Consider the following 23,791-nt stretch of genomic DNA (forward strand, 5'->3'; position numbering starts at 1 on the left):
GGAGGCTGTTTCCCCCATCTGGCAGGGGGCAGGGGTATCTGGGGCCCTTCGCGCGACCTTCACGCCGTTCACGTACGCTCATGGCATGAGTGCCCTGATCCTGATCGTCGAGGACGAACCGCAACTGGCGGAGGTGCTGGAAGCCTACGCCCGCCAGGAGGGCTACCGCACCGAACGCGCCGCCGACGGGAACGCCGCCCTGACCGCCTACCGCGCCGCCAGTCCGGACCTGATCCTGCTGGACGTGATGCTGCCCGGCCGCAGCGGCCTGGACGTCCTGAAGACCGTCCGCGCCGAGGGCGGCACGCCCGTGATCCTCGTGACCGCCCGCGCCGAGGAGACCGACCAGATCGTGGGGCTGGAACTCGGCGCGGACGACTACGTGGTCAAGCCCTTCCGCCCGCGCGAGGTGATGGCCCGCGTGAAGGCCGTTCTGCGCCGCGCGACCGCCCTGCTCGACGACGCGGACCGGCCGCTGCGGGTCGGGCCGCTGGAGGTGGACCGCCGCGCGGTCGTGGCGCGCGTGCACGGCGAGACCCTGAGCCTCACGCCGGCCGAGTTCCGCCTGCTGTCGCAGCTGGCGGAGGCGCCGGGCCGCGCGTACACCCGCGAGGAACTCCTCGCGGCGGCCCTGCCGGACAGCGACGCGCTGGAACGCGTGGTGGACGCGCATCTGGCCAGCGTGCGCCGTAAGCTGGACGCCGCGCGCGCCGGGGGGCTGCTGCACACCGTGCGGGGCGTCGGGTACCGCCTGGAGGCCGCCGGATGACCCCGCCCGCCGGGAAACCGCAGCGCACGCAGCCGCTGGCGGTGACGCTGCTGCTGGCCATGCTGCTGGTGGTGGGCGTGGCGGTGGGCAGCACCTTCTACTTCTCGAATCTGGTCGTCAAACGCGAATTCGAGCGGCTGCCGAGCGGCGTGCGCGAGATGATCCGCGAGCAGCAGGCGGCAACCCTGCGCGGTGAGGTGCTGACCCCCACGCCTCCGCTGCCGGTCGTGCGGACCGGCACGTCCGCCGACGCATATCTGGACCCCTTCGACAGCAGCCCGGACGTGGGCGGCGTGGTGAAGCAGGCCAGCGGGGAGGACGCGGTCGTCACGAACGGCAAACGGCCCCGCAACCTGCGCGTCAGTGACGGCAAGCCGCCGCCCCGCAACCGCGCGCAGGACTTCCTGCGGGACGTTCAGAGCAGCCTCCTGCAGGTGGGCCTGGTGGCGGCGGCGGTGTCGGCGCTGCTGGCGTTCCTGATCTCGCGGCGGGTGGCGCGCCCCGTCTCGGCGGTGTCGGGCGCAGCGGCGCGGCTGGCCAGCGGCGACCTGAGTGCCCGCGCGCCCGTGCTGGGCGGCGAGCGGGAGATCGCGGCGCTGGCGCACTCCTTCAACGACATGGCCGAGAACCTCCAGGCGCTCGAACGCGAGCGGCAGCAGGCGGTGGCAGACATCGCGCACGAGCTACGCACCCCGATCGCGGTCATGCAGGCGCGCCTGGACGCCATGGAGGACGGCGTGTACCCGCTGAACACCGAGCAGATCACGCTGCTCAGCACGCAAACGCAACTCCTCACGCGGCTGGTGGGCGACCTGCGCACCCTGACGCTGGCGGACGCCGGACGGCTGGCGCTGGACCCGCGCCCGCTGGACCTGGGCGCGCTGGGGCGCGAGGTCGTGCAGGCGCTCCAGGACCGCGCCGCCGCGCTGGGCCTGACGCTGGGTGTGCAGGCCGAACCGGCCCTCACGCACGCCGACCGGGACCGCGTGCGGCAGATCACCACGAACCTCGTGGACAACGCCCTGAGGCACGCCCGCAGCCGCGTGCAGGTCCGCGTCGAGGCGCGCGGCGAACAGGTCGTCCTGCACGTCGAGGACGACGGCCCCGGCATCCCCGAGGGCAGCCGCGAGGCGGTCTTCACGCGCTTCACCCGCCTGGACGCCAGCCGCTCCCGCGACACCGGCGGCAGCGGCCTGGGCCTCGCCATCGTGCGGGCCCTGGCCGCCGCGCACGGGGGGCAGGCGGCGCTGGCGGCCTCCAAGGGACTGGGCGGCGCGCACTTCACGGTGACCCTGCCGGGCGGGACGGACTGACCCGGCGTCCCCACCACAGGGAAGAGGCCCCAGGAGTTCAGGTTCCCGGGGCCTCTTCCCTGCTGATCTGCGTCAGGTGCGGGGTTTCAGCGCGGGGATGCGCAGGCCGCCGCGGCCGTCCCAGCCCTTGAAGGCATAGAAGCGCCCCGGTTCCCCGGTGAGCAGGTAGTCGCTCAGGGGCTCGCGCATGGGGGGCGCCTCGATCTTCTCCAGCGCCTCCTCGACGGTGCAGAAGCGGGCTTCGACGATGAACCCGTCGGGGTCGGCGGGGTTCAGGAGGCCGTCCCAGGTGGCCTCGAACGCCACGGCGATGGCGCGTTCGCCGCGGCGCTCGTCCTCGATGTGGACGGTGTATGCCATGTGCCTGATACCCGTCAGTTTCAGGCCTGTTTCCTCGTAGATCTCGCGGTACAGCGCCTCGGGGAGGGTCTCGCCGGGTTCGACCACGCCGCCGGGCAGGGTGTGGCGCACGCGGCCGTGGCCCTGCCAGTCGTTCCCGACGAGCAGCACCCGGCCGAAGCGGTCGCGGAGGATCCCGGCGGCGACGAGGAGGTCACGCCGCGCCATGCTGGCCCTCCTCGCCCATCTGGAGGAGTTGCAGTTCGCGCTGCGCGCGGGCGAGGTTCGCCACGACCGGCCCCAGTGCGCCCGCGATGACGCTGTCGAGGGGGTGGTTCTTGCCCTCGCCCTCCAGGCGGTGGTCGGTCACGCGGTTCTGGGGGTAGTTGTACGTGCGGATCTTCTCGCTGCGGTCGCCGCTGCCGACCTGCGCGGCGCGGTCGCTGCGTTCGCGTTCCTCGCGCGCGACACGTTCCCGCTCGGCGAGGCGCGCGGCGAGGACCTGCAGGGCCTTCTCGCGGTTCTTGATCTGCGAGCGGCCGTCCTGGCACACGACCATGATCTCGTCGGGGGTGCCCGCGCGGTACACGGCGCGCACGGCGGAGTCGGTGGTGTTCACGCCCTGCCCGCCCGCGCCCTGCGAGCGGAACACGTCGATGCGGACCTCGGACAGGTCCAGCTGGATCTCCTCGGTGTCCGCCTCGGGCAACACGGCGACAGTGACGGTGCTGGTGTGGATGCGGCCCTGGCTCTCGGTAGCGGGAACGCGCTGCACGCGGTGCACGCCGCGTTCCCATTTGAAGGCGCGGAACGCGCCGTCGCCCGTGATCTCGGCGACGACCTTGCTCGCGCCGCCCAGGTCGCTCTCGCTGGCGTCCAGGACGGTCACCTTCAGGCCCAACCCGTCGGCGTAGCGGGTGTACATGCGCAGCAGGTCCATCACGAACAGCCCGGCCTCGGCGCCACCCGCCCCGGCGCGCAGTTCCAGGATCACGTCCTTCGTGTCGTCCGGGTCGGTGGGGAGCAGCAGCACGACGAGGTCCGATTCGATCTCGGCCAGTCGCGCCTCCAGGGCCTGCACCTCCCCGGCGGCCAGTTCACGCATGTCGGGATCGGTCAGGAGTTCGCGGGCGCCGGTCAGGTCGCCCTGCAGCCCGTCGCGTTCGCGCAGCAGGGTCACGAGCGGCAGGAGTTCGCGGTGGCGGCGGGTCAGGCGGGCGTACTCGCGCGGGTCGGCCAGCGCGGCCGGGTCGCCCAGGGCACGCTCGACCTTGCCGAATTCCGCCGCGAGTTCATCGAGGCGGCTCACGGGGCGGGGGAGCGCCCGCGTGCTCGGCACGGCGGACGGCTGTGGGCAGACAGGGTGGACACGGGCATCATGAGCGCAGTCTAGCGCCCGCCTGTGAGCGCCTGTGGACACGTTCCCCTGACGCGACGCTCACAGTGGGCCTGCCGGGTGTCAGGTGCCCATGCGATCCTACCTGACACCCGGCAGCCTCTCCCCCACCGGGAATGCGTCTAATCCAGGGGTCCGGACGTGGGGGGCGGGGGCGCTACAGTCGGGCGCATGAGAACCGTGACCGTCGGCGTGCTGGGCTGTGGGACCGTGGGGCAGGACGTCCTGAACCTGATCCAGAAACGCGAGGCGATCTTCGCGGATCTGGGCGTGCGGATCGAGGTGGCGGGCGTGCTCGTGCGGGACACCTCCCGCCCGCGCGCCTGCCCGCCCGGCACGCCCCTGACGACCGACCCGGCATTCCTGCAGGAGTGCGGCGTGGTGATCGAGGCGATGGGCGGCGTGGAGCGCCCCATGGACCTCCTGCGTCCGTACCTGCGCTCGGGCCGCCCGGTGATCACGGCGAACAAGGCGCTGCTGGCCGAGAAATGGGACGAACTGCGTGACTACGCGCTGGACGGCAAGCTGTACTACGAGGCGTCCGTGATGGCCGGGACGCCCGTGATCGGCCCGATGAGCACCGTGCTGCGCGCCAGCACCTTCGGGCGCCTCCAGGCGGTCCTGAACGGCACGTGCCTGTACATCATCACGCAGATGGAACAGGGCAAGGAGTACGCCCAGGCGCTCGCGGAAGCGCAGGCGCTGGGGTACGCGGAGGACCCGCCCACCCTGGACGTCGGCGGGTTCGACACGGCCCACAAACTGACGGTCCTGGCGCGCTTCTGCGCGGACGGCAACTTCCCGTTCGACCGGGTGCAGGTGCAGGGCATTGAGGGGCTGACCCTCGCGGACGTGCAGGGCGCCCGCGCGCGCGGTGAACGCATCAAACTCGTCGCGGAACTGGAACGCGTGAATGGAGAGTGGCAGGCCCGCGTCTCCCCGCAGTCCCTCCCGGAGGACCACCCGCTGTGCAACGCCGGGGCCAGCCGCAACGCCATGGTGTACGAGGGCGAGGAATGCGGCACCCTGATCTTCGCCGGGGGCGGCGCGGGCGGCATGGTCACCGCGAGCGCCATGGTCGGCGACCTGCTCGACTGGGTGATCGGCTTCCCCGGGCACGTGCCTCTGCACTGAATTCTGGGGTGTGGGGAGTGGGCAGTAGGGAGTGGGAACAGCAGAAGCAGGGAGCGTCGGCACTCGCCTTCGCTCCCTGTTTTTCTGTCTGGTGGCTTCAGCGGGGGCGGGTCAGGCGCGCGACCCACTCCCCACTTCCCACACCCCACTGCCCCCGTTCACTGCTCGTCGCGGTCGTCCCCGTCCTCGTCGAGTTCCACGTCGTCCAGGTCCTGGTCGTCGGCCCAGTCCTTGACGACGTTCGTGCGGCGCAGGTCGTCGCGGGGCGCGGCGAGGCGGGCCTGTTCGCGGTCCTCGCCGCTCATGACGCCCTGCGCGCGGCCCAGGACGGGCTGGTCGGCGGCGGACGCGCCGTAGCGTTCCGCGAGGTACGCGGCGACCCACGCGCCGAAGTACCACAGGGCCAGCTGAGCCGGGTACCCGACGGCGCCGTCCGGGGAGGGCACGTGGATGATCTCGTCGATGCGGGATTCGAGGACCTCGCGCGCGAGCAGGAGGGTGTCGTCGGCGTCCCCGAGGATCACGGCGACCTTGGCGTCGCCCTTCTCGTGCTGCGCCTCGAACGCGCCGGTCACCAGGGGTAGGGGGTCGCCGATCAGGGGCACGCTGAGGGTCTTGCCGGTGCGGGCCAGCAGCTGCTGCCACGCGTGCGGCAGGGCGTCCGCGTCGGGCGCGGCGAGCAGCAGCGGCGTGCGGCCCCACAGGCTCCAGGCGAGGTCGCGGGCGGGGTTGTTCTCCGTGACGTGCGGGGCGCAGCGGGCGGCGAGGTCGGCCAGCAGGGCGTCGGCGGCCTGGGCGTCCTCGCTGTGCCCGGTGGCGTGGGCGACGAACTGCGCGAAGTGGTACGTGGCGAGCGGCCCGCCGGGGACCAGGGTGTCGATCTCCTCGGGGGTGCCGCCGGTGGCAACGCGGCGCACCTGCGCGCCGGCGACGCTGGCGAGGTCGGCGTAGTCGGTGGCCAGCGCGGCGGCGTCGGGGCTGCTCAGCACGAACTGCGTGCCGCTGCGGGTGAGGCTGCTCGCCACGAGCGTCTGCGCGAGGTGCGCCGCCAGGGTGCCCTCGCCGCTGCCGACGAGGCCGTAGGGGGCGTCCTCGGGGCGGGTGGGGCCGCTGTAGCTGCCGGGCAGCGTTTCAAGCAGGGTCAGGAGGTGGGTGCTCATGCGCTTCAGGGTACAGGCTCCGGGCGGGGGGCGGGGTGACGCGCGGCGACCGGATGGGGCGAAAAGTGCGTCAGGCACGCATTCTTTTTCTTCACGTCCGCTTAATTCTGCGTGCTAGAATCCGGCCCGTGCGCTTCAAGACAACCGCCGGGGACGCCTGCGTCCTGAACGAAAAACACCACCCCGAGGGGTGGCGTTCAGTGGGTGGTGCACTCGACTGGACTCGAACCAGTGGCCTTTGGCTCCGGAGGCCAACGCTCTATCCACCTGAGCTACGAGTGCAGAGCTCCGGTACCCTAGCACCTCGCATGAAGGAGATCAAGTGAACAAGAAGAAACTCGTGAACGTCCTGATGGGCGTCCTGGCCCTGCTGCTCGTGGTCGGCATGGCCTACCAGTTCACCCCGAACCTGGGCGACCTGTTCAACAAGCAGACCGGCACGCCTGCCCTGACCGTGAACGGCACGACCGTCACCGTCGAGCAGCTCGAGGCCGCCAAGCGGCAGAATCCGGTCCTGAGCAGCACCGATACCGGCGTTCTCGGCGACGACTTCAAGACGTACGTGGTCGCGCAGCAGGTCGATCAGACGCTCGTGTCGAACGCCGTGAAGGACATCAAGGTCAGCCGCAGCGACGTGGACGCCAAGGTGAAGGAAGTCCGCGCGCAGAACAACCTGACCGATAACAAGGCCTGGACGGACGCGCTGCAGGGCGTGGGCCTGACCGACAGCGACTACCGCAAGCAGGTGCGCCAGAGCCTCGCCATCGAACGCCGGGTCGACGAGATCAAGAAGGGCGTGCCCGCCGCGACCGACGCGGAACTCCAGGCGTACTACGACCTGAACCAGGAGAAGTACCAGACGGACGCGCGCATCCAGGGCCGTCAGATCGTCGTGGCGGACAAGGCCAAGGCCGCGGACCTCCTGAAGCAGCTCCGGGGCGGCGCGGACTTCGCGCAGCTCGCGGGCGCCAACAGCACCGAGTTCAAGGACCGGGGCGGCGCCCTGGGCCCCATCGAGAACGGCGCGCCGCGCCCCGTGGCGCAGGTGGCGCTGCCCAGCGAGGTCGGCGCGGCCGCCTTCGCCCTGAAGGATGGCGGCCTGACCGACGTCGTCGAGAGCGGCGGGAAGTTCTACATCGTGAAGGTCGAGAAGTATCTCGCCCCCAGCGCCAAGCCCTTCGCCGAGGCCAAGAGCGACGTGGCCACCGCCGTGAACGCCAGCAAGCAGAACGCCGCCGTGGAAGCCTGGGTCGAGGGTCTGCGCAAGGACGCCAGGATCGAGTTCAAGGACCTGAACTGGAAGGTCGAGGACCCCACCGTCGCCACCGTCGCCGGGCAGAACGTCCGCTACTCGCAGGTGATCGAACAGGTCGTGCAGAACCAGCAGTTCGCCAGCCTGCTGCAGCAGGTGCCTGCCGAGCAGGCCTCGCAGCTCGTGAACGGCATCCTGAAACCGCAGGTCGTGCAGCAGATCATCCAGGGGTACGGCGCGCCCACCATCGCCGAGCGCCTGAAGCTGAACCTCGTCGGCACCCGCCAGGAGATCGCGCAGGGCGTCGCCGCGTACGGCGCGCGGAACGCGAAGGTCACCGACGCGGACCTGCAGGCGTACTACACCGAGAACAAGGCCCAGTTCGAATCGCCCGCCAGCGCGGCGGTCAGCGAGGCCAGCTTCAAGGACCAGGCCAAGGCCGTGGCCTTCCGGGGCAGCTACACCCGTGGCGACTTCGTCTCGGCGGCCAGCAAGGCCGGGGGCACCGTCAGCGAGCGCGGCACCGTCACCGCCGGGGACGGCAAGCTGAGTGAGGAACTGAACGCCGCCGTGTTCGCCGCCAAGTCCCTCAAGGACGCCGCCGACGGCAGCCTGAGCGACGTCGTGAAGGTCGGCGACCGCTACTCGGTGCTGTACGTCACCGACCTGAAGCCCGCCGAGACCAAGAGCTTCGCCGAGGTGCGCGACCAGATCGAGCCGGTCGTGCTGGGCCAGAAGAAGAGCAGCGAGGGCCAGACCTTCCTGGACGCCCAGGTGAAGACCCTCAAGCCCACCGACAACCTGAAGACCGTGCTGGCCGCGCAGGAGAAGCGCGTGGCCGCCGCGGCGCCCAAGACGCCCGCCACGCCCGCCAAGGACAGCACCGACGGCCAGACGGACGGCGCGGCGACCACTCCCAAGACGGACGGCAGCGCCACGCCGCCCACCAGCGACAAGTAAAGCCCTCACGCAGCGCCGCCCCGGTCCGTCATGGTCCGGGGCGGTTGTTCGTGTCTACACGCGGGCGCGCAGGCCCAGCAGCAGGCCCGCCGTGAACGCCCCGGCAAAGGGCAGGTTCGCGGTGAGCAGGCGGGCCAGCCACGCGCCGCCGTTCTCGCGGCCCTGCGCCAGCCACGGCTCGGCCAGAGCCTGCACGCGCAACCAGTTCACGCTGACCAGATCGAAGTACGCCAGGACCTGCACCGTGATGAACAGCACGCCCAGCCCCACCAGCGCCCAGCGGCCGATGTGTTTCAGGGCGACGCCCGTCGCGAAGCCCAGCAGCGCGCCGACGCTCAGGTCGGGCAGCAGGGGCTTCAGGGCGTCCGCGAACCCCGCCGGGGCGGGCGCGGCCGCGCTGACATGAAGGAGGATGGTGGAACCGGTGGCGCTCAAGGTGCGCGCATCCTAGCGCGCCGGGACGGCTGCGCCGAAAGGCGGAGGGCGCGCCGGGGCGAGGCGCGGTATGGTGTAGGGCACCGTGACCCTCCCGACCGAGCCCTCCCTTCCCGACGTGATCTCCCCAGAGCTGTATGGGCGCCTGTGCGCGGGTGAGGAGCAGGCCTGGTTCGAGTTCGTGCAGGAGTACGAGGGCCGCATGTACGGCTACCTGTACCGCCTGGAAGGCAACAGCGAGGACGCGCTGGACCTGACGCAGGAGGTCTTCTACCGCGCGTGGCGCAGCATCCGCACGTTCCGCGCCGGGGAGCGGGTGCTGCCGTGGCTGTATCAGGTGGCGCGCAACACGCAGATCGAATCGCACCGCCGTAAGCAGTTGCAGCGCTTCTCGCTGGAACAGGCCCGCGAGGACGTGGGCTTCGAGGTGACCAGCGAACGCCGCTCACCCGTGCAGGCCGCCGAGAGTGCAGACGCGCAGGACCGCGTGCAACGCGCCCTGTCGCAGCTGCCGCACGAGTACCGCGAGGCGGTCGTGCTGCGCTTCGTCGAGGACCTCAGTTACGACGAGATCGCGCAGATTCAGGGCGTGGCGGTCGGTACGGCCAAGAGCCGCGTGTTCCGCGCCAAGGAGCAGCTCGCCGACCTGCTGGAGAGCGTCGCCGACGTCCACTGACCTCAACTCGGAGTGGGCGTTCCCACCCCGGTGACCCGCGGCTGGAACGAACGCCCGTTATTCTCCGGGCATGAGCAAACTGGTGATCGTGGCGGCGAAGCGCACGCCGATCGGAAGCTTCATGGGCAGCCTCAAGGACGTCTCGGCGGCCGATCTGGGTGTCACGGCGGCGAAAGCCGTGCTGGACGGTGTCAACGGCGCGGACGTGGCGGACGTGATCGTGGGGAACGTCCTGCAGGCCGGAAGCGGCATGAACGTGGGCCGTCAGGTCGGCATCGGCGCGGGCCTCCCGCAGGACGTCCCGGGCCTGACCGTGAACCGCGTGTGCGGCAGCGGCCTCCAGGCCGTCATCAGCGCCGCGCAGGGCATCCGCGCCGGGGACGGGCAGCTGTACCTCGCGGGCGGCACCGAGAGCATGAGCCGCGCCCCGTACCTCCTCCCCCGCGCCCGCGAAGGGTACCGACTGGGGCACGCGCAGGCGCTGGACAGCATCCTCTCGGACGGCCTGACCGACGTGTTCGGGAACTACCACATGGGCATCACCGCCGAGAACATCGCCGCAGCGTGGAACCTGACGCGCGAGGAACAGGACGCCTTCGCGCTGGAAAGCCAGACCCGCGCCGCCGCCGCGCTGGAAGGGAACTTCTTCGCGGATGAACTCGTCAGCGTCGAGGTGCCCGGCCGCAAGGGCCCCACCACCTTCAGCGCCGACGAGTACCCCCGCGCCACCACCGCCGAGGCCCTCGCCAAACTGAAACCCGCCTTCAGGAAGGACGGCACCGTCACCGCCGGGAACGCCAGCGGCATCAACGACGGCGCCGCCATGCTCCTCGTCGCCAGCGAGGAGTACGCCCAGGCGCACGGCCTGCCCATCCTGGCCGAGATCGCCAGCTACGCCGCCATCGGCGTGGACCCCGCCATCATGGGCATCGGCCCCGCCAAGGCCGTCCCCGTCGCCCTGACCCGCGCCGGAATGAGCGTCGCCGACGTGGACCTGTTCGAACTGAACGAGGCCTTCGCCGCGCAGTCCCTGGCCGTCATGCGCGACCTGAACGCCGACCCCGCCCGCGTGAACGTCACGGGCGGCGCGGTCGCACTCGGGCACCCCATCGGCGCTTCCGGGGCGCGCGTGCTCGTCACGCTGATCCACCAGTTGCGCCGTCTGGGCAAGGAAACCGGCGTCGCCAGCCTGTGCATCGGCGGCGGCATGGGCATCGCCGTCGTCGTCCGCGCGCGGGCGTAACACAGCAACAATCAGGGGGCGGATGGCGACAGGAAGGCTCCCGCCCCTCTTCGTGGGCGGATGAGCACAACCGCAGATCACGCGCGTCGTAAGGTGCCGGTATGCCACGCCGCGCGTTCCTGCCCCTGCTGGGCGTTCTGATGTGGAGTCCGCCGACTTCCAGCGCAGCCCCTGCACCCGACTGCTACGCCTTCGCGGATTGGCTTCAGTCCTCCCTGCACGCGCCGCTGGACGTGACGACTCTGCGGAAAACCGGCAGTCAGGGCCAGCCCAGAATCTACGTGTACACCCGGGAGTTCAGGAACACCTGCGTCACTGCACCGGCCAGCAGTTTCGGATTCGTCAACCTCCTCGTCGGCCCGGACCGCGCCGTGCAGCGCATCACCCTCTCCGGGGACGCTGGGCCTCTGCGGGCGCTCGCTGCGTCCCTCGACCCGCGGCACCTGGGGGCCGTGCGGCTCGGCGGCCTGCCGTTCACGTTCGAGGCAGTGCCCGGGCAGATCACGCTGACGCCCGCGCAGCCACTGACTGTCGTGGATCACCGGTAGGTGCGCCACCTGGCGGATGCCGCCGCAGTGGCACCTCCCGTAGCGTGGGGCGTGCCTCTTTCTATGGTTCAGGTGTCGCCGGAGTCGCTGGGTCTGCCGTCCGGGGCGGTGCTGGCGTGGCTGAACGCCCTGGCGGCGGACGGGCTGGAGGTGCATGGCTTCACGCTGCGGCGCTCGGGTCGGGTGATCGCCGGGGGGCACTGGTTCCCGTACGGGCCGGAGCGGGTGCAGCACGTGTACTCGATGAGCAAGGCGTTCGCGGCGGCGGGGGTGGGCCTGCTCGTGCAGGAGGGTCGCCTGCGCGTGACCGACCGGGTGGTGGACCTCTTCCCGGACGCCTTGCCGCCGGTGGTAGGCGGGCACCTGCGGGCCATGCGGGTCGAGGATCTGCTGACCATGCGCACCGGGCACGCGGCGGACGTGACGGACGCGCTGGTCGCGGCGGGGGACAGGGACTGGGCGGCGGCGTTCCTGGCGCAGCCGGTCGAGTTCAGGCCCGGCACGCACTTCGTGTACAACAGCGGCGCGTCGTTCCTGCTGTCGGCGCTGGTGCAGCGCGTGACCGGTGGGACGCTGCTGGAGTTCCTGACGCCGCGCCTGCTGGAGCCGCTGGGGGTCCGGGGGGCACGCTGGGTGAGCAACGCGCGGGGCGTGAACCTGGGCGGGTGGGGGCTGCACCTGCGCACCGGGGACGTGGCGCGCTTCGGGCAGCTGCTGCTGAACCGGGGCACGTGGCAGGGGCAGACGCTGCTGGCCCCAGACTGGGTGGACGCGATGAGTCGCGCGCATACCCCGCCCGGCACGAACACTGGCGACGAGCTCAGTGACTGGGCGCAGGGGTACGGGTATGGGCTGTGGCGCTGCCGTCACGGCGCGTACCGGGCGGACGGCGCGTTTGGGCAGTTCTGCGTGATGATGCCGGCGCAGAACATGGTGCTGGCCGTCACGGCGGGCGTGGCGGACATGGGGCGGGTGCTGGATCACACCTGGACGCACCTGCTGGGGAACGCGCAGGAGTCTCCCCTGCCGCCCAGCGCAGCTACGGAGGTGCTGTGGGTGCGCTGCGCGGGCCTGACGCTGCCCGTCCCGGAGATCCTGACGTCGCCGCCACTGCGGGACGTGCAGGCGCACTTCACGTTCGACCCGAACGACGAGGGGTGGGAGGCCGCGACCCTGACCGTCACGGGGGAACGCGGGGCGCTGGTCCTCGAGGGGCAGGCGCCGAACACGGTCCGGTTCACGCTGAACGCCTGGGAGGAGCAGACACTGGACACCTGGGGCACCACCGTCGCCCTGACCGTCCGGGCGGGCTGGCAGGCGGACGGGACACTGGCCCTGACGCTGCTGCTGATCGAGGACGGCGCGCGCTGGGAGGTGCGCTGGCCCGCCCCCGACGCGCCCCTGACCGTGCGGTTGTGCGCCCCGCATTACGGCGAGGGCCACACGCTGAGCGCCCGAGCCTCTACCCTGGGCGCATGACTGACGGAGCGGGTGAGGTGGTGGGGGACCGCGAGGCGGCGTTCTTCCTGGCGATCAAGACGCGGGACGAGGCGCTGCTGCGCGCCCTGGTGGACGGGGACGCGGGGCTGCTGGGCCTGCCCAGCCCGATGGGGGTGAGTCCGGTGCTGTTCGCGGTGTACTACGGCCGTCCGGACATGGCGCGTGTGCTCGTGGAGCTGGGCGCGCCCCTGAACGTATTCGAGGCGTCGGCGCTGGGGGACGAGGCAGCCCTGACGCGCGAACTGGATGCCGACCCGGCGCTGGTGCATGGCGTGAGTGGGGACGGGTTCAGTCCGCTGGGCCTCGCGGCGTTCTTCGGGCACGCCGGGGTCGCGGAGACACTCCTGTCGCGCGGTGCGGACGTGAACGCGGTGAGCCGCAACGCGATGCGGGTGCAGCCGCTGCACTCGGCGGTGGCGGGCGGGCACGGGGCGCTGGCACGGGCGCTGGTCATGGCGGGCGCGGACGTGAACGCCACGCAGCAGGGCGAGTTCACGCCGCTGATGGCCGCCGCGCAGAACGGCGACTCGGGGCTCGCGCTGTTCCTGCGTCAGCGCGGCGCGGACGCGGACGCCCGCACGGCGGACGGTCGCCGCGCCGCGGACTTCGCGCGCGAGGAGGGGCACGCCGCGCTGGCCGACTCGCTGGAGGGGCCCCTTCCGGCGTGATGGGCGCTACGGTTCAGTCTTCCTGAACGGTTCCGTTCGGGCGTCTGAAGAAAGCCCGAAGGCAGCTGCGGAACGTGCGGGTCAGACTGGGCGCATGACCAATCACGATGACCGCAACCCGCAGCGGACGGGCGAGCACGGCGCGCAGACGGGCTTCGACACGCCCGACCCGAAGGACGATCACCAGGAGGCGTACACGACGACGCCCGCCGAGGACCGTGTGGGCAGCGCCGATCAGGGCAAGTACGAGCCGGTCGATCCCACCAGCGCCAAAGAGGTGACCGGGCAGTTCGACCACCTCGCCACGCGCGACGTGGCCGCCATGGAACATCAGGCGCAGGACGCCGAGTTCGCCGGGGCGCAGACGGTCGCCGGGCTGGGCGGCGAGAACCTCGACACGATCATCCCGACGGCGGGCGTGGGTATCAACGCGTCCACGACGATGGCCCTGGAATCCCAGCAGCGGGCCGTCGACCCGAACCCCGGTTACACGCCACCCAGCGAGCAGGGTCCCCCCCGTGTGAGCCAGCGCCCCGGTGATCTGCCCGAGGGTGAAACGCCGGAACTGCAGAGTCAGGTGCACGGCGACACGGAACGCGGGTTCTGAACTGAAGAGCAAGAGGGGGACGCCGTGACGGTCACGGCGTTCTCCTTTTGCTGTGTGGTTACAGCTCGGAGACGTACAGCTGGCCGTCCTCGACCTGCGTCCGGTAGAGCTTGACGGGCTTCACGGCGGGGAGCGTCTTGGCCTTGCCGGTCGCGAGTTCGAATTTCGCGCCGTGTTTCTCGCATGTGATGCGGCCCATGCTGACGTCCCCGCCCAGCAGGGGGAAGTCCTTGTGGGTGCAGTTGTTGCGCAGGGCGTAGTACTGCCCCTCGAAGTTCACGACGACCACGCTGATCCCACCGATGTCCACGGCGGTCTGCTGGCCGTCGGGCAGGGAGGCGGTGGGGCCGACGAGGGTGCGGGCGGGCGTGTCGCTCATCAGGCGCGAGTGTAGCGCCTGTTTGCGAGTGGGTCAGACGCCGCAGCCACTTTCCAGCGGCGTGCCCTTCAGTCCGGCGGGCGTCCACTGCTGCACGCTGAAGCCCGAGCCTTCATAGTACGCGCCGTACAGGACGAGTTCCATGCGGCCGTCGCCGTTCAGGTCGGCCACGCCTGCCAGTCGGTGCCACGTCGCCATGGGCATGGGGTCGCTGCTGCCGGGGTCCCAGGGGGTCTGGGGTGCGATGTGTTCGCCGAGGACGGTGGTCACGACCTTGCCGTTCACCACGGCGCGCAGCAGCAGGAGGCTGTAGTCGCCGGGCTGCCCGGTGGGCGGCGGGAAGTCCCCGCTGCGTTCCTGAAAGCGGCTGGCCTCGATGATGACTTCCTGCGTGCCGTTGCCGTCCAGATCAGTGCGGATGACGCGGGTGAGGTTCACCTGCGGATTCGGCAGGCCCAACCGCTGCAGTTCGGCGCGGACGGCGGCCTCGTAGGTGGCGTTGCGGGTGGGCAGCGCGGTGACGGGGCGCGGCTGGGGATTCAGCCGGGCCGAGGTGAGGACCGCCAGTCCCGCGCGGGCGGGCGTGACCTTCACCTCGAAGGTCGCCTCGCACGGTTCGCCCAGCGAGGCGGGGCGGCCTCCCTGCACGCGCGTGGGGGCCGCACCGGGGGCGAGGCGGGTGTAGGTCGCCCCGGTGGTCATGCGGGTGCGCGTCTGGGCGTCCGTCAGCCAGCGTCCGTCCTGCCAGCCGCCCAGTAGGTACGTGCCGCCGTTGCCGGGCAGCGTGGCCAGGACGGGGTGCAGTCCGGCGGGGGCGGCGGCGGCCCGCGCCGTGCCGGGGATCAGGGTCAGCAGGCCAGCCAGGAGCAGGGTTCGGTGGTGGGCGCGCATGCCCCAGCGTACCCGGTTCAGTTCTGGGCGACGGTCACGCGGTTGCCCCAGGGGTCGTGCAGGGTCAGGTGGTCACCCGCATCCTGCACGTCCGCGCGGCCCGCAAGGTGCGTGCGCAGGGTGCCCAGGTCGGGGGTGTGGAAGGTCACGCCCGCCAGTCCGGCGGCGGGCGTGGTGGGGACGGGCTGCCCGGCGCTGTGCCATTCGTTCAGGCCGACGTGGTGGTGGTACCCGCCCCACGAGAGGAATGCGGCGCTGCCCAGGTCCGCGACGACGTCCAGGCCCAGCGTGTCGGCGTACCAGCGGGCGGCCTGCGCGGCGCTGCCCACCTTCAGGTGCACGTGCCCGACGGTGGTGCCCTGCGGCGCGGTGAAGGCGACAGCGCCGTCCAGCGTGGTGGGGTCGATCCCGGCGGACGCGAGGACGGCGGCGGCGTCCACGGCTTTCGTGTCCATCTGCACCTGCCCGCCGCGCCACGTCCAGGTGTCGCGCGGGCGGTCGGCGTAGACCTCGATGCCGTTCCCTTCGGGGTCACTGAGGTAGAAGGCCTCGCTGACGAGGTGGTCGCCGCTGCCGATCCGCAGGCCCAGCCGCGCGGCGTGCGCCAGCCAGCGGCCCAGGTCGGCGCGGGTGGGGAGCAGGAAGGCGGTGTGGTACAGGCCGGGTCGGCTGACGGGCGCGCGGGGCAGGTCCGGCGCGGCGTGCAGGTGCAGCAGCGGCGTGCCCTGCGCGGCCAGGATTACGTCGGTGTCGGTCTGGGTCGCATCTTGCAGGCCCAGCAGGGTGGCGTAGAACGCGGCGGTGCCGTTCAGGTCGCGGACGTTCAGGTGCACGGTGCCGACGTGGGTGCTGGCTGGCAGGACGGAGGTGGTGGTCATGCCTCCAGTGTGCCCCTTCTACTTTGATAAATCAACCGGTTTGCAAAACCAACCTATCGGGGGTCGAGGGCCGCTTGCAGCGCCTCGCGCGTGCGGCCCAGGTACCCCTCGCCGAACAGCAGCAGGTGCGCCAGCAGCGGGTACAGGTTCCACAGGGGCACTCGTGCCTCCCAGCCGTCCGCCAGCGGGTACGCCTCGTGGTACGCCTGGAACACCCGCCGGGGCACGCCGCCGAACAGCCGCAGGGCCGCCACGTCCACCTCGCGGTGACTGAACCCCACTGCCGGGTCGATCAGGGCCGGGCCGCGCGGCGTGTAGTGCACGTTCCCGTGCCACAGATCCCCGTGGACCAGGGCGGGTGGCTCTGGTGGGATCAGGTCCGGCAGCCGATCCCGCAGCGTGTCGAAGCCCGAGCGGTCGCGGGGCGTCAGGTGCAGCCGCTCGCGGGTCAGCAGCGGCTCCAGCCGCGCCGACCAGAAGAACTCGGCGGCACCCGCGGCGGACGGGTTGCGCTGCGCCAGCGACGCGAAGTAGTTATCCGGCAGCCCCCCGAACCCTGGCGCGGGCCGGGCGTGCAGCGCCGCGAGGCCCCGCCCCAGGGCGTCCTGCGCGGCGGGGGTGTCCTCGCCGGGCGGCAGCCACGACAGCAGCAGGTACGGCTGCCCGGCGGGGCCGCTGCCGTGCGCGATGACATCCGGGGTGACCAGTGGCGCGGCGCGCAGCAGGCCCAGGCCGTGCGCCTCGGCGGCGTAGAACCCGTCGGGCAGGCGGCCACCTGCCTTCTGCGGCGAGGTCTTCAGCACGAAGGGGCCGCGCGTAGTGTCCAGCCGGAACGTGTCGCTGATGTCCCCGCCATGTAGCCGCTGCGCCGCGCGGATACCCGCGCCCAGGTGCATCTCCAGCAGCGGGGTCAGGGGCCGGACAGGCAGGTCGAGGAGCGTCATGCTCCATCGTGCCCCGACCCGATCCCTGCAACCAAAGAGGGACGCTTCACGAAGACCGTGAGTGGTGTACTCCGGAGAGCAACACCCACCACAACCTCTCCCCCATCCCCAGTCGGCTTCCGTCTGTTGCGCTGAATACCCGGAATCACACCGGTCATCCAGCTCCACGCCCGGAACCCTCTCCGCTCCTTCTCGCTCTGCTCGGGTGAACCGGTCCCGTCAGGACCCGTCCACCGGACGCCCGGAGGCCCCATGGTTCAGACTGCCCTGACCGCCCTGCTCGGCGCGCTGCGCGCCCTGCTCGACCTCGCCCTGCCCGCCGCCCTCGTGCTGGCCGCGCTGACGCTGGCCCTCGGGGGCCTTGCCCTGATCGACCGGGACCGCGCCCGCCGCACCCTCGGCTGGGTGGTTGCCCGCGCCCCCCAGATCGGCGCCTGGGGCCTGGCCGCGATACTGCTGGGCGGGGCGCTGGTCGTGCTGAACGTGTCGCGCCACGCCGTGGACGCCCGGATCGCCGCGCAGCAGAGCGCCCGCTACGCCAACGCCGCTGACCCCGACGGCGGACAGACCGTGCAGGTCGCGCCCAGCGCCGCCCTCCTGGAAAGCCGCACGTACACCCGCAGCCTCCTGCTGCCCAACGACGTCGCCACCCGCATCCGCGTGGACAACAGCCTGGACGGCCTGCTGCCGTACCTGGGCAACCCCGGCGAGACCGTGCAGGATCTCCGCGAGAACTTCACCCGCACCCCGGCGGGGCTGCGCTACACGCGAGAGGTCGTCATGCAGTCCGAACGGCCACTGGACTTCGACCGCAGCGTCGTCCGCGCCGACCTGCGCTTCGTGGACCCCGCCGGGGGGCGCGGCACGTACTACACCGCCGCCTTCCAGGCCAGCTACCGCTTCCGCAACCCGCTGAACACGACTGCCACGCTGCGCTTCGCGTTCCCGCTGCCTGGCGGGAGCGGCACCCTCAGCGGCTTCACCCTGACCGTGAACGGACAGGCCCTCAGCGCCAGCGACCTCCTGAACGGCAGCGTCTGGGAGGGGCAGGTGCCCGCCGGGGGCAGCGTGGACGTGCAGGTCGCATACGCGCACCAGGGCTCACGCGCCTGGAGTTACCAGCTCAGCCGCCGCGAGGCCATCCGGGACCTCGACGTGACCGTCACCGCCGACCGCCCCGCCAAGTTCCAGCGGTACTCGCTGTTCCCCACCAGCCAGACCCGCCCCGCACTGGGTGGGCCATCAACCCTGCGCTGGCAGCTGAAGAACGCCGTCACCGCACAGGACGTCGCCGTGGTCTTCACGCAGGGCAGCGTCCGCGAGACCCTCACCAAGGTGCACCTCACGCAGGGCCTCGCCGTCGTGCTCGCTGCGCTCCTGATCCCGCTGTGGGCCGTCACGCGCCGCACGCCCCTCGCGCCCCTCACGCTCGGCGGCGCGCTGCTCGGCCTCGCGCTGGGCTTCACCCTCGGCGGCGTCCTGACCGCCTACCTGCCCCTCCTGCCCGCCGAGATCCTCGGCAGCCTCGCAGGCGCGGCCCTCGCCTGGGTGATCCTCGGCGGACCCAGACAGGCCCGCACGCCCCTGCTGCCCCTGCTCGCCAGCGCCGCGCTGCCCCTGGCGTTCCTGACCGGCGGCCACGCGGGCCTGATCCTCACCGTCCTGGCCGCCACGCTGCTGCTCCTGCTCCTGCCCCGCGCCCGCTGGCTCGCCCCGGCCACGGCATAATGGCGCCCGGAGCGTCCAATGTCCCAGACACTCGAATCACGGCTCGCAGCCCACCTGCGTGAACTGCTCGGCCAAACCCAGACCGGTTCAGAAGTTGACCCGGAACTGTCCATCACCCTCCAGGACGACCTGACGTACTACATTCCGCAGCTGCTGCGCGAAACGTACCCGGAGTGGGCAGGGGAATACCTGGACGGCACCCTGCTCACCAGCGTCCGCAAGCTGGCGGCGAACGCGGCAGAACTCTATGGCTGGGCCATTCTCCTGATCGACCCTGGCCTGACCCCCGTCTACTTCCGGCTGACCCTGAATCCGGCTCAGGACGCGCTGCACACCTACGATCTGTTCGTTGGAGACACCGGGTCTGGACGCCTCGGCATTGCCCGGCCCTTCGGAACGGCACACCTGATCGAGACGCGCCCGGCCCCGGTGGAGCAGATTTCGTGGAGGTACCGGGTGTCCCGGAAACCCCAGTAAGACCGGCTCAGCCCACACAGGAAGACAGAGCGGGGAGGGATCTCGCGATCACCTCCCCGCCCTTCTTGTCCGCTGCTCAGGTGAACAGGGTGCTGACGCTGGCGCCGGTGTGGATGTTCGTGATGGCGTTCGCGAACAGCGGCGCGACGTCCAGCACGGCCAGCTTGCCGTTGGACGCTTCGACCTTCGAGTCGGGCACGAGCACGGTGTTCGTGCTGGCGACCTGGGTGACGTCCAGGCCCGCGATGCGCTGGATGGCGGGGCCGGAGTACACGCCGTGCGTGACGGCGACGTACACGTCCTTGGCGCCCATGCTGCGGGCGATGTTGACGGTCTCGACGAGGCTCCCGGCGGTGCTGATCTCGTCGTCGACGATGAACACGGTCTTGCCGTCCACGTCGCCGATCAGGGCGCGGGGGCGCACCTCGGTGTCGGAGAGGCGTTCCTTGTCGATCATGGCGAGGCCGCTGTCGAGGCGGCGCGCGATCTGCGAGGCGCGTTTGATGCTGCCCGCGTCGGGGGCCAGGACGACGCCGTTGTGCGCGTCGGGCACGCACTGCCGGAAGTGCTCGCTGAGCACGAGGTCCGCGGAGAGGTGATCGACGGGCACCTTGAAGAAGCCGTGCACCTGCGGGGCGTGCAGGGTCATGGTCAGGATGCGGTCGGCCCCGGCTTCCTGCAGCAGGTCGGCGATGAGGCGCCCGGCGATGCTGATGCGTGGGCTGTCCTTCTTGTCGCTGCGGGCGTAGGAGTAGTAGGGGATGACGGCGGTGACGCGTCCGGCGCTGGCGCTCTTGGCGGCGTCGATCATGAGCATGAGTTCCATGATCGAGTCGCTGACGGGGTTGCTGAAGGTCTGGACGATGAACACGTCCCCTTCGCGCAGGGATTCCTCGTAGTGCACGATGATGTTGTCGTTCGTGAACTTCTCGGTCTTGCTGCGGCCCAGCGGCACCCCCAGGTGGTCGCAGATGGCCTGGGCGAGGGGGCGGTTGCTCTGCCCGGCGAACACCAGCAGGGGTGAGCGGCGGCTGTTGAGCAGTTCGGCGGGGGCGCGGTGGGGGACGGACACGGGGAATCCTCCGGGAGGTGAGGGTGGGGCGGGGGTTGATACGCGCCTGCGTGGGGCGCGACTGTTGACCGCTCAGCAGCATACCTGCCCCGTGATGGGACTGTCATACCCGGGAGGCGTGCCCGGGCGGGGAACACGGGCGGTGAATGTCCGCTCAAGGGGGACGCGGGGGTGGGGGCGTTAGGGTGGGAGGCATGACGCTGGACGCCGTGGTGGTGGGGGCCGGGCCGAACGGACTGTCGGCGGCGGTGACGCTGGCCCGAGCCGGGCTGCGCGTGCAGGTGCTCGAGGCGCACGGCCGGGTGGGGGGTGGCCTGAGCAGCGCGCCCCTGACGCTGCCGGGCTTCACGCATGACGTGGGCTCGGCGATTCATCCTCTGGCAGTGGCCAGCCCGGCATTCCGGGAGTGGCCGCTGCACGCGTTCGGGCTGGACTGGGTGCAGCCGGAGGCACCGGTCGCTCATCCGCTGCCGGGCGGGCGGAGCGTGACGCTGGAACGGGACCTGCACGCGACCGCCGAGGCCCTGGGGCGGGATGGTCCCGCCTGGATGCGCCTGATGGGGCCGCTCCTGCACGACTGGGAGGGGCTGCTGGACGACCTCCTGCGGCCCCTGCCGCGCCTGCCCCGTCACCCGCTGTCCCTGGTGCGCTTCGGGCTGCGGGGCCTGCCGAGCGCGCAGCTGGTGGGCGATACGCTGTTCCGCACGCCGGAGGGGAAGGCGCTGTGGGCGGGGCTGGCGGCCCACAGCAACCTGCCGCTGACCACGCCCGGCACGGCCGCCATGACGCTGGTGCTGGCGCTGCTGGCGCACGCGGTCGGCTGGCCGTTCCCGCGCGGGGGGGCGCAGGCGCTGGCGGACGCCCTGCGCGCATACCTGGAATTCCTGGGCGGCGAGGTCCTGACCGGCGTGACGGTGCGGTCCGCGCGGGACCTGCCGCCCGCCCGCGTGACCCTGGTGGACAGCAGCCCCCGCGTGCTGCTGGAACTGCTGGGCGACCGCGCCCCGGGCTGGTACCGCGCCGCGCTGGAGGGTTACCGCTACGGCCCGGGCCTCCAGAAACTCGATTACGCCCTGTCCGGCCCCATGCCGTGGGCGGATCCGCGCGTGGCGCGCGCCGCGACCGTGCACCTGGGCGGCCTCGCACCCGACCTCGCCGAGTCCGAACGGGTGGCGGGGCGGCAGGTGCCCGCGCGGCCCTACGTGCTCGCCGCGCAGCACAGCCTGTTCGACCCCAGCCGCGCACCCGCCGGGGCGCACACCTTCTGGGCGTACTCGCACGTCCCGTCCGGCTTCGCGGGCGACGCCAGCGGGCCGATGGAGGCGCAGATCGAACGCTTCGCGCCCGGCTGGCGTGACCTGATCCTGGCCCGGCGGCGCACCACAGCCCCCGAGCTGCAAGCGTTCAGCCCGGTCTTCCAGGGTGGGGACGTGAATGGCGGGCGCGGCGACCTGTGGGGCCTGCTGGCCCGGCCGCTACCCACACCCACCCCGTACCGCACCCCGGTGAAAGGGGTGTACCTCTGCTCCAGCGCCACCCCGCCCGGCGGCGGCATTCACGGCATGAGCGGCTACCACGCCGCGCAGGCCGCCCTGCACGACGAATTCAGGCTGCGCGCCCCATAGGAGAAGGGCCGCCCGGCCTCCATTCATACGGGATTCAAGTGATTCCACATCATTCGGAGTCGCCCGGTGGCCCCCTCACCCTTCCGTCGCTTCGCGCCTCCCTCCCTCTCCCACAGGGGGAGAGGGGACAACGGAACGCGATCACGGTTCAAGCAAGTCAATTTAATCCCGTATCAGAGGCAGCGCGGCCCACCCTATCCAGCGGTCAGCGGCGGTTGGATTTACGCAGCTTCTTCAGCTTGCTCTTGCTGCCTGCCTCGGCCAGCAGGCCTTCCTGATCGAAGTCCACGGCGCGGCCCGCCAGGAACGTGCCCTGCGCGAAGCTGCCGTCCGCGTTCTCCCAGCGGTGCGCCTGACCCGCCAGCGCCTGCACCGGCTGACCCTGGTCCCCCACGACCTGCTGCGCCTGCACCAACGTCATGCCGGGCGTCAGGCGCGTGTACTCGTCCGGGGTGACGATCTGATCGGCGGCGCACGCGGTCAGCGTGACGCCCAGCAGGGCCGCACCCATCCACAGTCTCAGGCGGCGCATCACTCGCCCCGGAAGATCTTGCCGACCCGGTCGAAGAACCCCTCGTGCTTCTCGTTCACCTCGTCGCCCATGGCGCGGGCGTAGGCGAGCAGCGCCTCGCGCGCCTCGGGGTTCAGCTGGCCCGGCTTGGGCACGATGACGTCGTACTCGACGATCAGGTCACCGTTCCCGGACCCCTGGAGGCGCGGCATGCCCTGCCCGCGCAGGCGGTGCAGTTCGCCGTGCTGCGTGCCGGCCTTCACCTCGACCGTGTGTGGGCCGTCCAGGGTGGGGACCGTGATCTGCCCGCCCAGCGCGGCCTTCGCGAAGCCGATCTTCGCCGTGTGGATCAGGTGCTCCTGCTCGCGGCGCAGCTCGGGGTGCTTCTCCATCTCGATGTGCACGTACAGGTCGCCGTTCCCGCCGGGTCCCTCGTTGCCCGCGCCACTGACGCGGATGCGGTAGCCCTCGTCAATCCCCTTGGGCAGCTTGACCTTCACGGTCTCGGCCTTCAGGGTGCGGCCCCGGCCCTTGCACACCACGCAGGGGTCCTGCACGATCTGCCCCTCGCCGCGGCAGGTGGGGCAGGCCTGCTGCGTTTCCACCACGCCGAAGATCGTGCGGGCCTGCGCGCGCACCGCGCCCGCCCCGCCGCAGGTCGTGCAGGTCTTGGGCGGTTTGCCGCCGGGTTCGGTCTTCGAGCCGTCGCAGTGTTCGCAGGTGGTCAGGCGGTCCACCGTGACCTCGATCTCCTCGCCCGCGCGGGCCTGCGCGAGCGTCACGAACGCCTCGGTTTCCAGATCGTCCCCGCGCGCCGGACCGCGCCGCCCACCACGGCCACCCATCGCGCCGCCGAACAGCTGCTCGAAGATGTCCATCGGGTCGAAGCCCGCACCGCCCATCCCACCGAACGGATCGCCGCCGGGCATGCCCGCGCCCGGCGCGCTGCCGAAGCGGTCGTAATGCGCGCGTTTTTCCGCGTCGCTGAGGACGGCGTACGCCTCGTTGATCTGCGTGAACTTCTCGGCCGCACCCTCTTCCTTGTTCCGGTCCGGGTGGTACTTCAGCGCGAGTTTACGGTAAGCGGACTTGATTTCATCGGCACTCGCGGTCTTCGCGACGCCCAGCAGTTCGTAGTAATCCATATGTCGTGTCTCGCCGGGCGAGGCCCGACCTCCGGCCACAGGTTAACACGACCACACTCAGGAAAAGTGGGCAGAGGGGGTGTGGGTTACGGGGAGTGGGTTGTGGGAAGTAGGGAGTGGGAACAGCAGAGGCCGCGCCAC

General features: G+C 71.3%; 24 protein-coding genes and 1 tRNA gene. 13 read left to right on the forward strand and 12 right to left on the reverse strand.

All coding sequences use genetic code 11. The annotated features are described in order from the left end of the window. Window positions 1–85: 85 nt before the first annotated feature. Both DEIGR_RS11795 and DEIGR_RS11800 read left to right on the forward strand, forming a co-directional pair. On the forward strand, window positions 86–769 hold the full coding sequence (locus tag DEIGR_RS11795; protein WP_058977491.1) for a response regulator: 684 nt from the start codon (window positions 86–88) through the stop codon (window positions 767–769). Further along, entirely contained in the window at window positions 766–2,082 is a 1,317-nt protein-coding gene (locus tag DEIGR_RS11800; protein WP_058977492.1) for a sensor histidine kinase, read from the forward strand. The genes DEIGR_RS11795 and DEIGR_RS11800 overlap by 4 nt, the downstream gene beginning before the upstream one ends. Window positions 2,083–2,154: 72 nt before the next feature. Here DEIGR_RS11800 and DEIGR_RS11805 read toward each other — a convergent pair whose 3' ends face one another. Together DEIGR_RS11805 and prfA are read right to left on the reverse strand one after the other, a co-directional pair. Next, window positions 2,155–2,649 carry an NUDIX hydrolase gene (locus DEIGR_RS11805; RefSeq protein WP_046844391.1) on the reverse strand — a complete coding sequence of 165 codons (495 nt, stop codon included), beginning with the start codon at window positions 2,647–2,649 and terminating at the stop codon, window positions 2,155–2,157. Beyond that, window positions 2,636–3,730: a peptide chain release factor 1 gene (gene prfA / locus DEIGR_RS11810; protein ID WP_058978689.1), complete on the reverse strand. Its 1,095-nt coding sequence runs from the start codon at window positions 3,728–3,730 to the stop codon at window positions 2,636–2,638. Before prfA ends, DEIGR_RS11805 begins: the two co-directional genes overlap by 14 nt. 258 nt (window positions 3,731–3,988) lie before the next feature. Here prfA and DEIGR_RS11815 point away from each other — a divergent pair, with 258 nt between their 5' ends. Then, window positions 3,989–4,951, forward strand: a complete 963-nt coding sequence (locus DEIGR_RS11815; RefSeq protein ID WP_058977494.1) for a homoserine dehydrogenase — start codon at window positions 3,989–3,991, stop codon at window positions 4,949–4,951. Window positions 4,952–5,109: 158 nt separating this feature from the next. On the opposite strand, the gene DEIGR_RS11820 is transcribed toward DEIGR_RS11815, so the two are convergent. Both DEIGR_RS11820 and DEIGR_RS11825 read right to left on the reverse strand, forming a co-directional pair. Beyond that, complete coding sequence (locus DEIGR_RS11820) at window positions 5,110–6,111, reverse strand: SIS domain-containing protein (protein WP_058977496.1); 1,002 nt, start codon at window positions 6,109–6,111, stop codon at window positions 5,110–5,112. Between the two features lie 205 nt (window positions 6,112–6,316). After that, window positions 6,317–6,393 (reverse strand) — tRNA-Arg (locus tag DEIGR_RS11825). A 40-nt stretch (window positions 6,394–6,433) separates the two neighbouring features. Here DEIGR_RS11825 and DEIGR_RS11830 point away from each other — a divergent pair. Continuing rightward, on the forward strand, window positions 6,434–8,323 hold the full coding sequence (locus DEIGR_RS11830; protein ID WP_058977498.1) for a peptidylprolyl isomerase: 1,890 nt from the start codon (window positions 6,434–6,436) through the stop codon (window positions 8,321–8,323). Between the two features lie 54 nt (window positions 8,324–8,377). Here DEIGR_RS11830 and DEIGR_RS11835 read toward each other — a convergent pair whose 3' ends face one another. Further along, window positions 8,378–8,758, reverse strand: coding sequence for an FUN14 domain-containing protein (locus tag DEIGR_RS11835; RefSeq protein ID WP_407638323.1), 381 nt, complete (start codon window positions 8,756–8,758; stop codon window positions 8,378–8,380). Window positions 8,759–8,843: 85 nt separating this feature from the next. Between DEIGR_RS11835 and DEIGR_RS11840 the strand changes: the two genes are divergently transcribed. The 6 genes from DEIGR_RS11840 to DEIGR_RS11865 all read left to right on the forward strand — a co-directional run bounded on the left by DEIGR_RS11840 (window position 8,844) and on the right by DEIGR_RS11865 (window position 14,000). Further along, window positions 8,844–9,434, forward strand: a complete 591-nt coding sequence (locus tag DEIGR_RS11840) for an RNA polymerase sigma factor (RefSeq protein WP_058977500.1) — start codon at window positions 8,844–8,846, stop codon at window positions 9,432–9,434. A gap of 70 nt (window positions 9,435–9,504) precedes the next feature. Beyond that, window positions 9,505–10,677, forward strand: coding sequence for an acetyl-CoA C-acetyltransferase (locus DEIGR_RS11845; RefSeq protein ID WP_058977502.1), 1,173 nt, complete (start codon window positions 9,505–9,507; stop codon window positions 10,675–10,677). Window positions 10,678–10,778: 101 nt separating this feature from the next. Beyond that, window positions 10,779–11,225: a hypothetical protein gene (locus tag DEIGR_RS11850; RefSeq protein ID WP_058977503.1), complete on the forward strand. Its 447-nt coding sequence runs from the start codon at window positions 10,779–10,781 to the stop codon at window positions 11,223–11,225. 51 nt (window positions 11,226–11,276) lie between these two features. After that, on the forward strand, window positions 11,277–12,704 hold the full coding sequence (locus tag DEIGR_RS11855) for a serine hydrolase domain-containing protein (protein WP_153013726.1): 1,428 nt from the start codon (window positions 11,277–11,279) through the stop codon (window positions 12,702–12,704). After that, window positions 12,701–13,393, forward strand: coding sequence for an ankyrin repeat domain-containing protein (locus DEIGR_RS11860; protein WP_058977507.1), 693 nt, complete (start codon window positions 12,701–12,703; stop codon window positions 13,391–13,393). Before DEIGR_RS11855 ends, DEIGR_RS11860 begins: the two co-directional genes overlap by 4 nt. A gap of 94 nt (window positions 13,394–13,487) precedes the next feature. Continuing rightward, complete coding sequence (locus tag DEIGR_RS11865; protein ID WP_058977509.1) at window positions 13,488–14,000, forward strand: hypothetical protein; 513 nt, start codon at window positions 13,488–13,490, stop codon at window positions 13,998–14,000. 58 nt (window positions 14,001–14,058) lie between these two features. Here DEIGR_RS11865 and DEIGR_RS11870 read toward each other — a convergent pair whose 3' ends face one another. Genes DEIGR_RS11870 through DEIGR_RS11885 form a run of 4 tightly spaced genes read right to left on the reverse strand, consistent with a single transcriptional unit; the run spans window position 14,059 to window position 17,092 of the window. Then, window positions 14,059–14,379 (reverse strand): non-heme iron oxygenase ferredoxin subunit, encoded by a 321-nt coding sequence (locus DEIGR_RS11870; RefSeq protein WP_058977511.1) that lies wholly within the window; start codon window positions 14,377–14,379, stop codon window positions 14,059–14,061. Between the two features lie 33 nt (window positions 14,380–14,412). Further along, window positions 14,413–15,270 carry a hypothetical protein gene (locus DEIGR_RS11875; RefSeq protein WP_058977513.1) on the reverse strand — a complete coding sequence of 286 codons (858 nt, stop codon included), beginning with the start codon at window positions 15,268–15,270 and terminating at the stop codon, window positions 14,413–14,415. A gap of 17 nt (window positions 15,271–15,287) precedes the next feature. Beyond that, on the reverse strand, window positions 15,288–16,148 hold the full coding sequence (locus tag DEIGR_RS11880; RefSeq protein ID WP_058977516.1) for a VOC family protein: 861 nt from the start codon (window positions 16,146–16,148) through the stop codon (window positions 15,288–15,290). 53 nt (window positions 16,149–16,201) lie between these two features. Next, window positions 16,202–17,092 carry a fructosamine kinase family protein gene (locus DEIGR_RS11885; RefSeq protein ID WP_058977517.1) on the reverse strand — a complete coding sequence of 297 codons (891 nt, stop codon included), beginning with the start codon at window positions 17,090–17,092 and terminating at the stop codon, window positions 16,202–16,204. A gap of 252 nt (window positions 17,093–17,344) precedes the next feature. On the opposite strand from DEIGR_RS11885, the gene DEIGR_RS11890 reads away from it, so the two are divergent. Together DEIGR_RS11890 and DEIGR_RS11895 are read left to right on the forward strand one after the other, a co-directional pair. Continuing rightward, window positions 17,345–18,820 carry a hypothetical protein gene (locus tag DEIGR_RS11890; protein ID WP_058977519.1) on the forward strand — a complete coding sequence of 492 codons (1,476 nt, stop codon included), beginning with the start codon at window positions 17,345–17,347 and terminating at the stop codon, window positions 18,818–18,820. 18 nt (window positions 18,821–18,838) lie between these two features. Continuing rightward, on the forward strand, window positions 18,839–19,297 hold the full coding sequence (locus DEIGR_RS11895; protein WP_058977522.1) for a hypothetical protein: 459 nt from the start codon (window positions 18,839–18,841) through the stop codon (window positions 19,295–19,297). A 76-nt stretch (window positions 19,298–19,373) separates the two neighbouring features. On the opposite strand, the gene DEIGR_RS11900 is transcribed toward DEIGR_RS11895, so the two are convergent. After that, window positions 19,374–20,369: a ribose-phosphate diphosphokinase gene (locus DEIGR_RS11900; protein ID WP_058977524.1), complete on the reverse strand. Its 996-nt coding sequence runs from the start codon at window positions 20,367–20,369 to the stop codon at window positions 19,374–19,376. Between the two features lie 194 nt (window positions 20,370–20,563). Here DEIGR_RS11900 and DEIGR_RS11905 point away from each other — a divergent pair, with 194 nt between their 5' ends. Then, a complete protein-coding gene (locus DEIGR_RS11905) occupies window positions 20,564–21,994 on the forward strand; it encodes a phytoene desaturase family protein (RefSeq protein ID WP_058977527.1) in 1,431 nt (476 codons plus the stop codon). Window positions 21,995–22,199: 205 nt separating this feature from the next. On the opposite strand, the gene DEIGR_RS11910 is transcribed toward DEIGR_RS11905, so the two are convergent. Further along, window positions 22,200–22,526, reverse strand: a complete 327-nt coding sequence (locus DEIGR_RS11910) for a hypothetical protein (protein WP_058977529.1) — start codon at window positions 22,524–22,526, stop codon at window positions 22,200–22,202. Further along, a complete protein-coding gene (dnaJ, locus tag DEIGR_RS11915) occupies window positions 22,526–23,650 on the reverse strand; it encodes a molecular chaperone DnaJ (RefSeq protein ID WP_058977530.1) in 1,125 nt (374 codons plus the stop codon). The genes DEIGR_RS11910 and dnaJ overlap by 1 nt, the downstream gene beginning before the upstream one ends. Window positions 23,651–23,791 lie beyond the last annotated feature (141 nt).

The sequence above is a fragment of the Deinococcus grandis genome, from assembly GCF_001485435.1.
Taxonomy (GTDB): Bacteria; Deinococcota; Deinococci; order Deinococcales; family Deinococcaceae; genus Deinococcus; species Deinococcus grandis.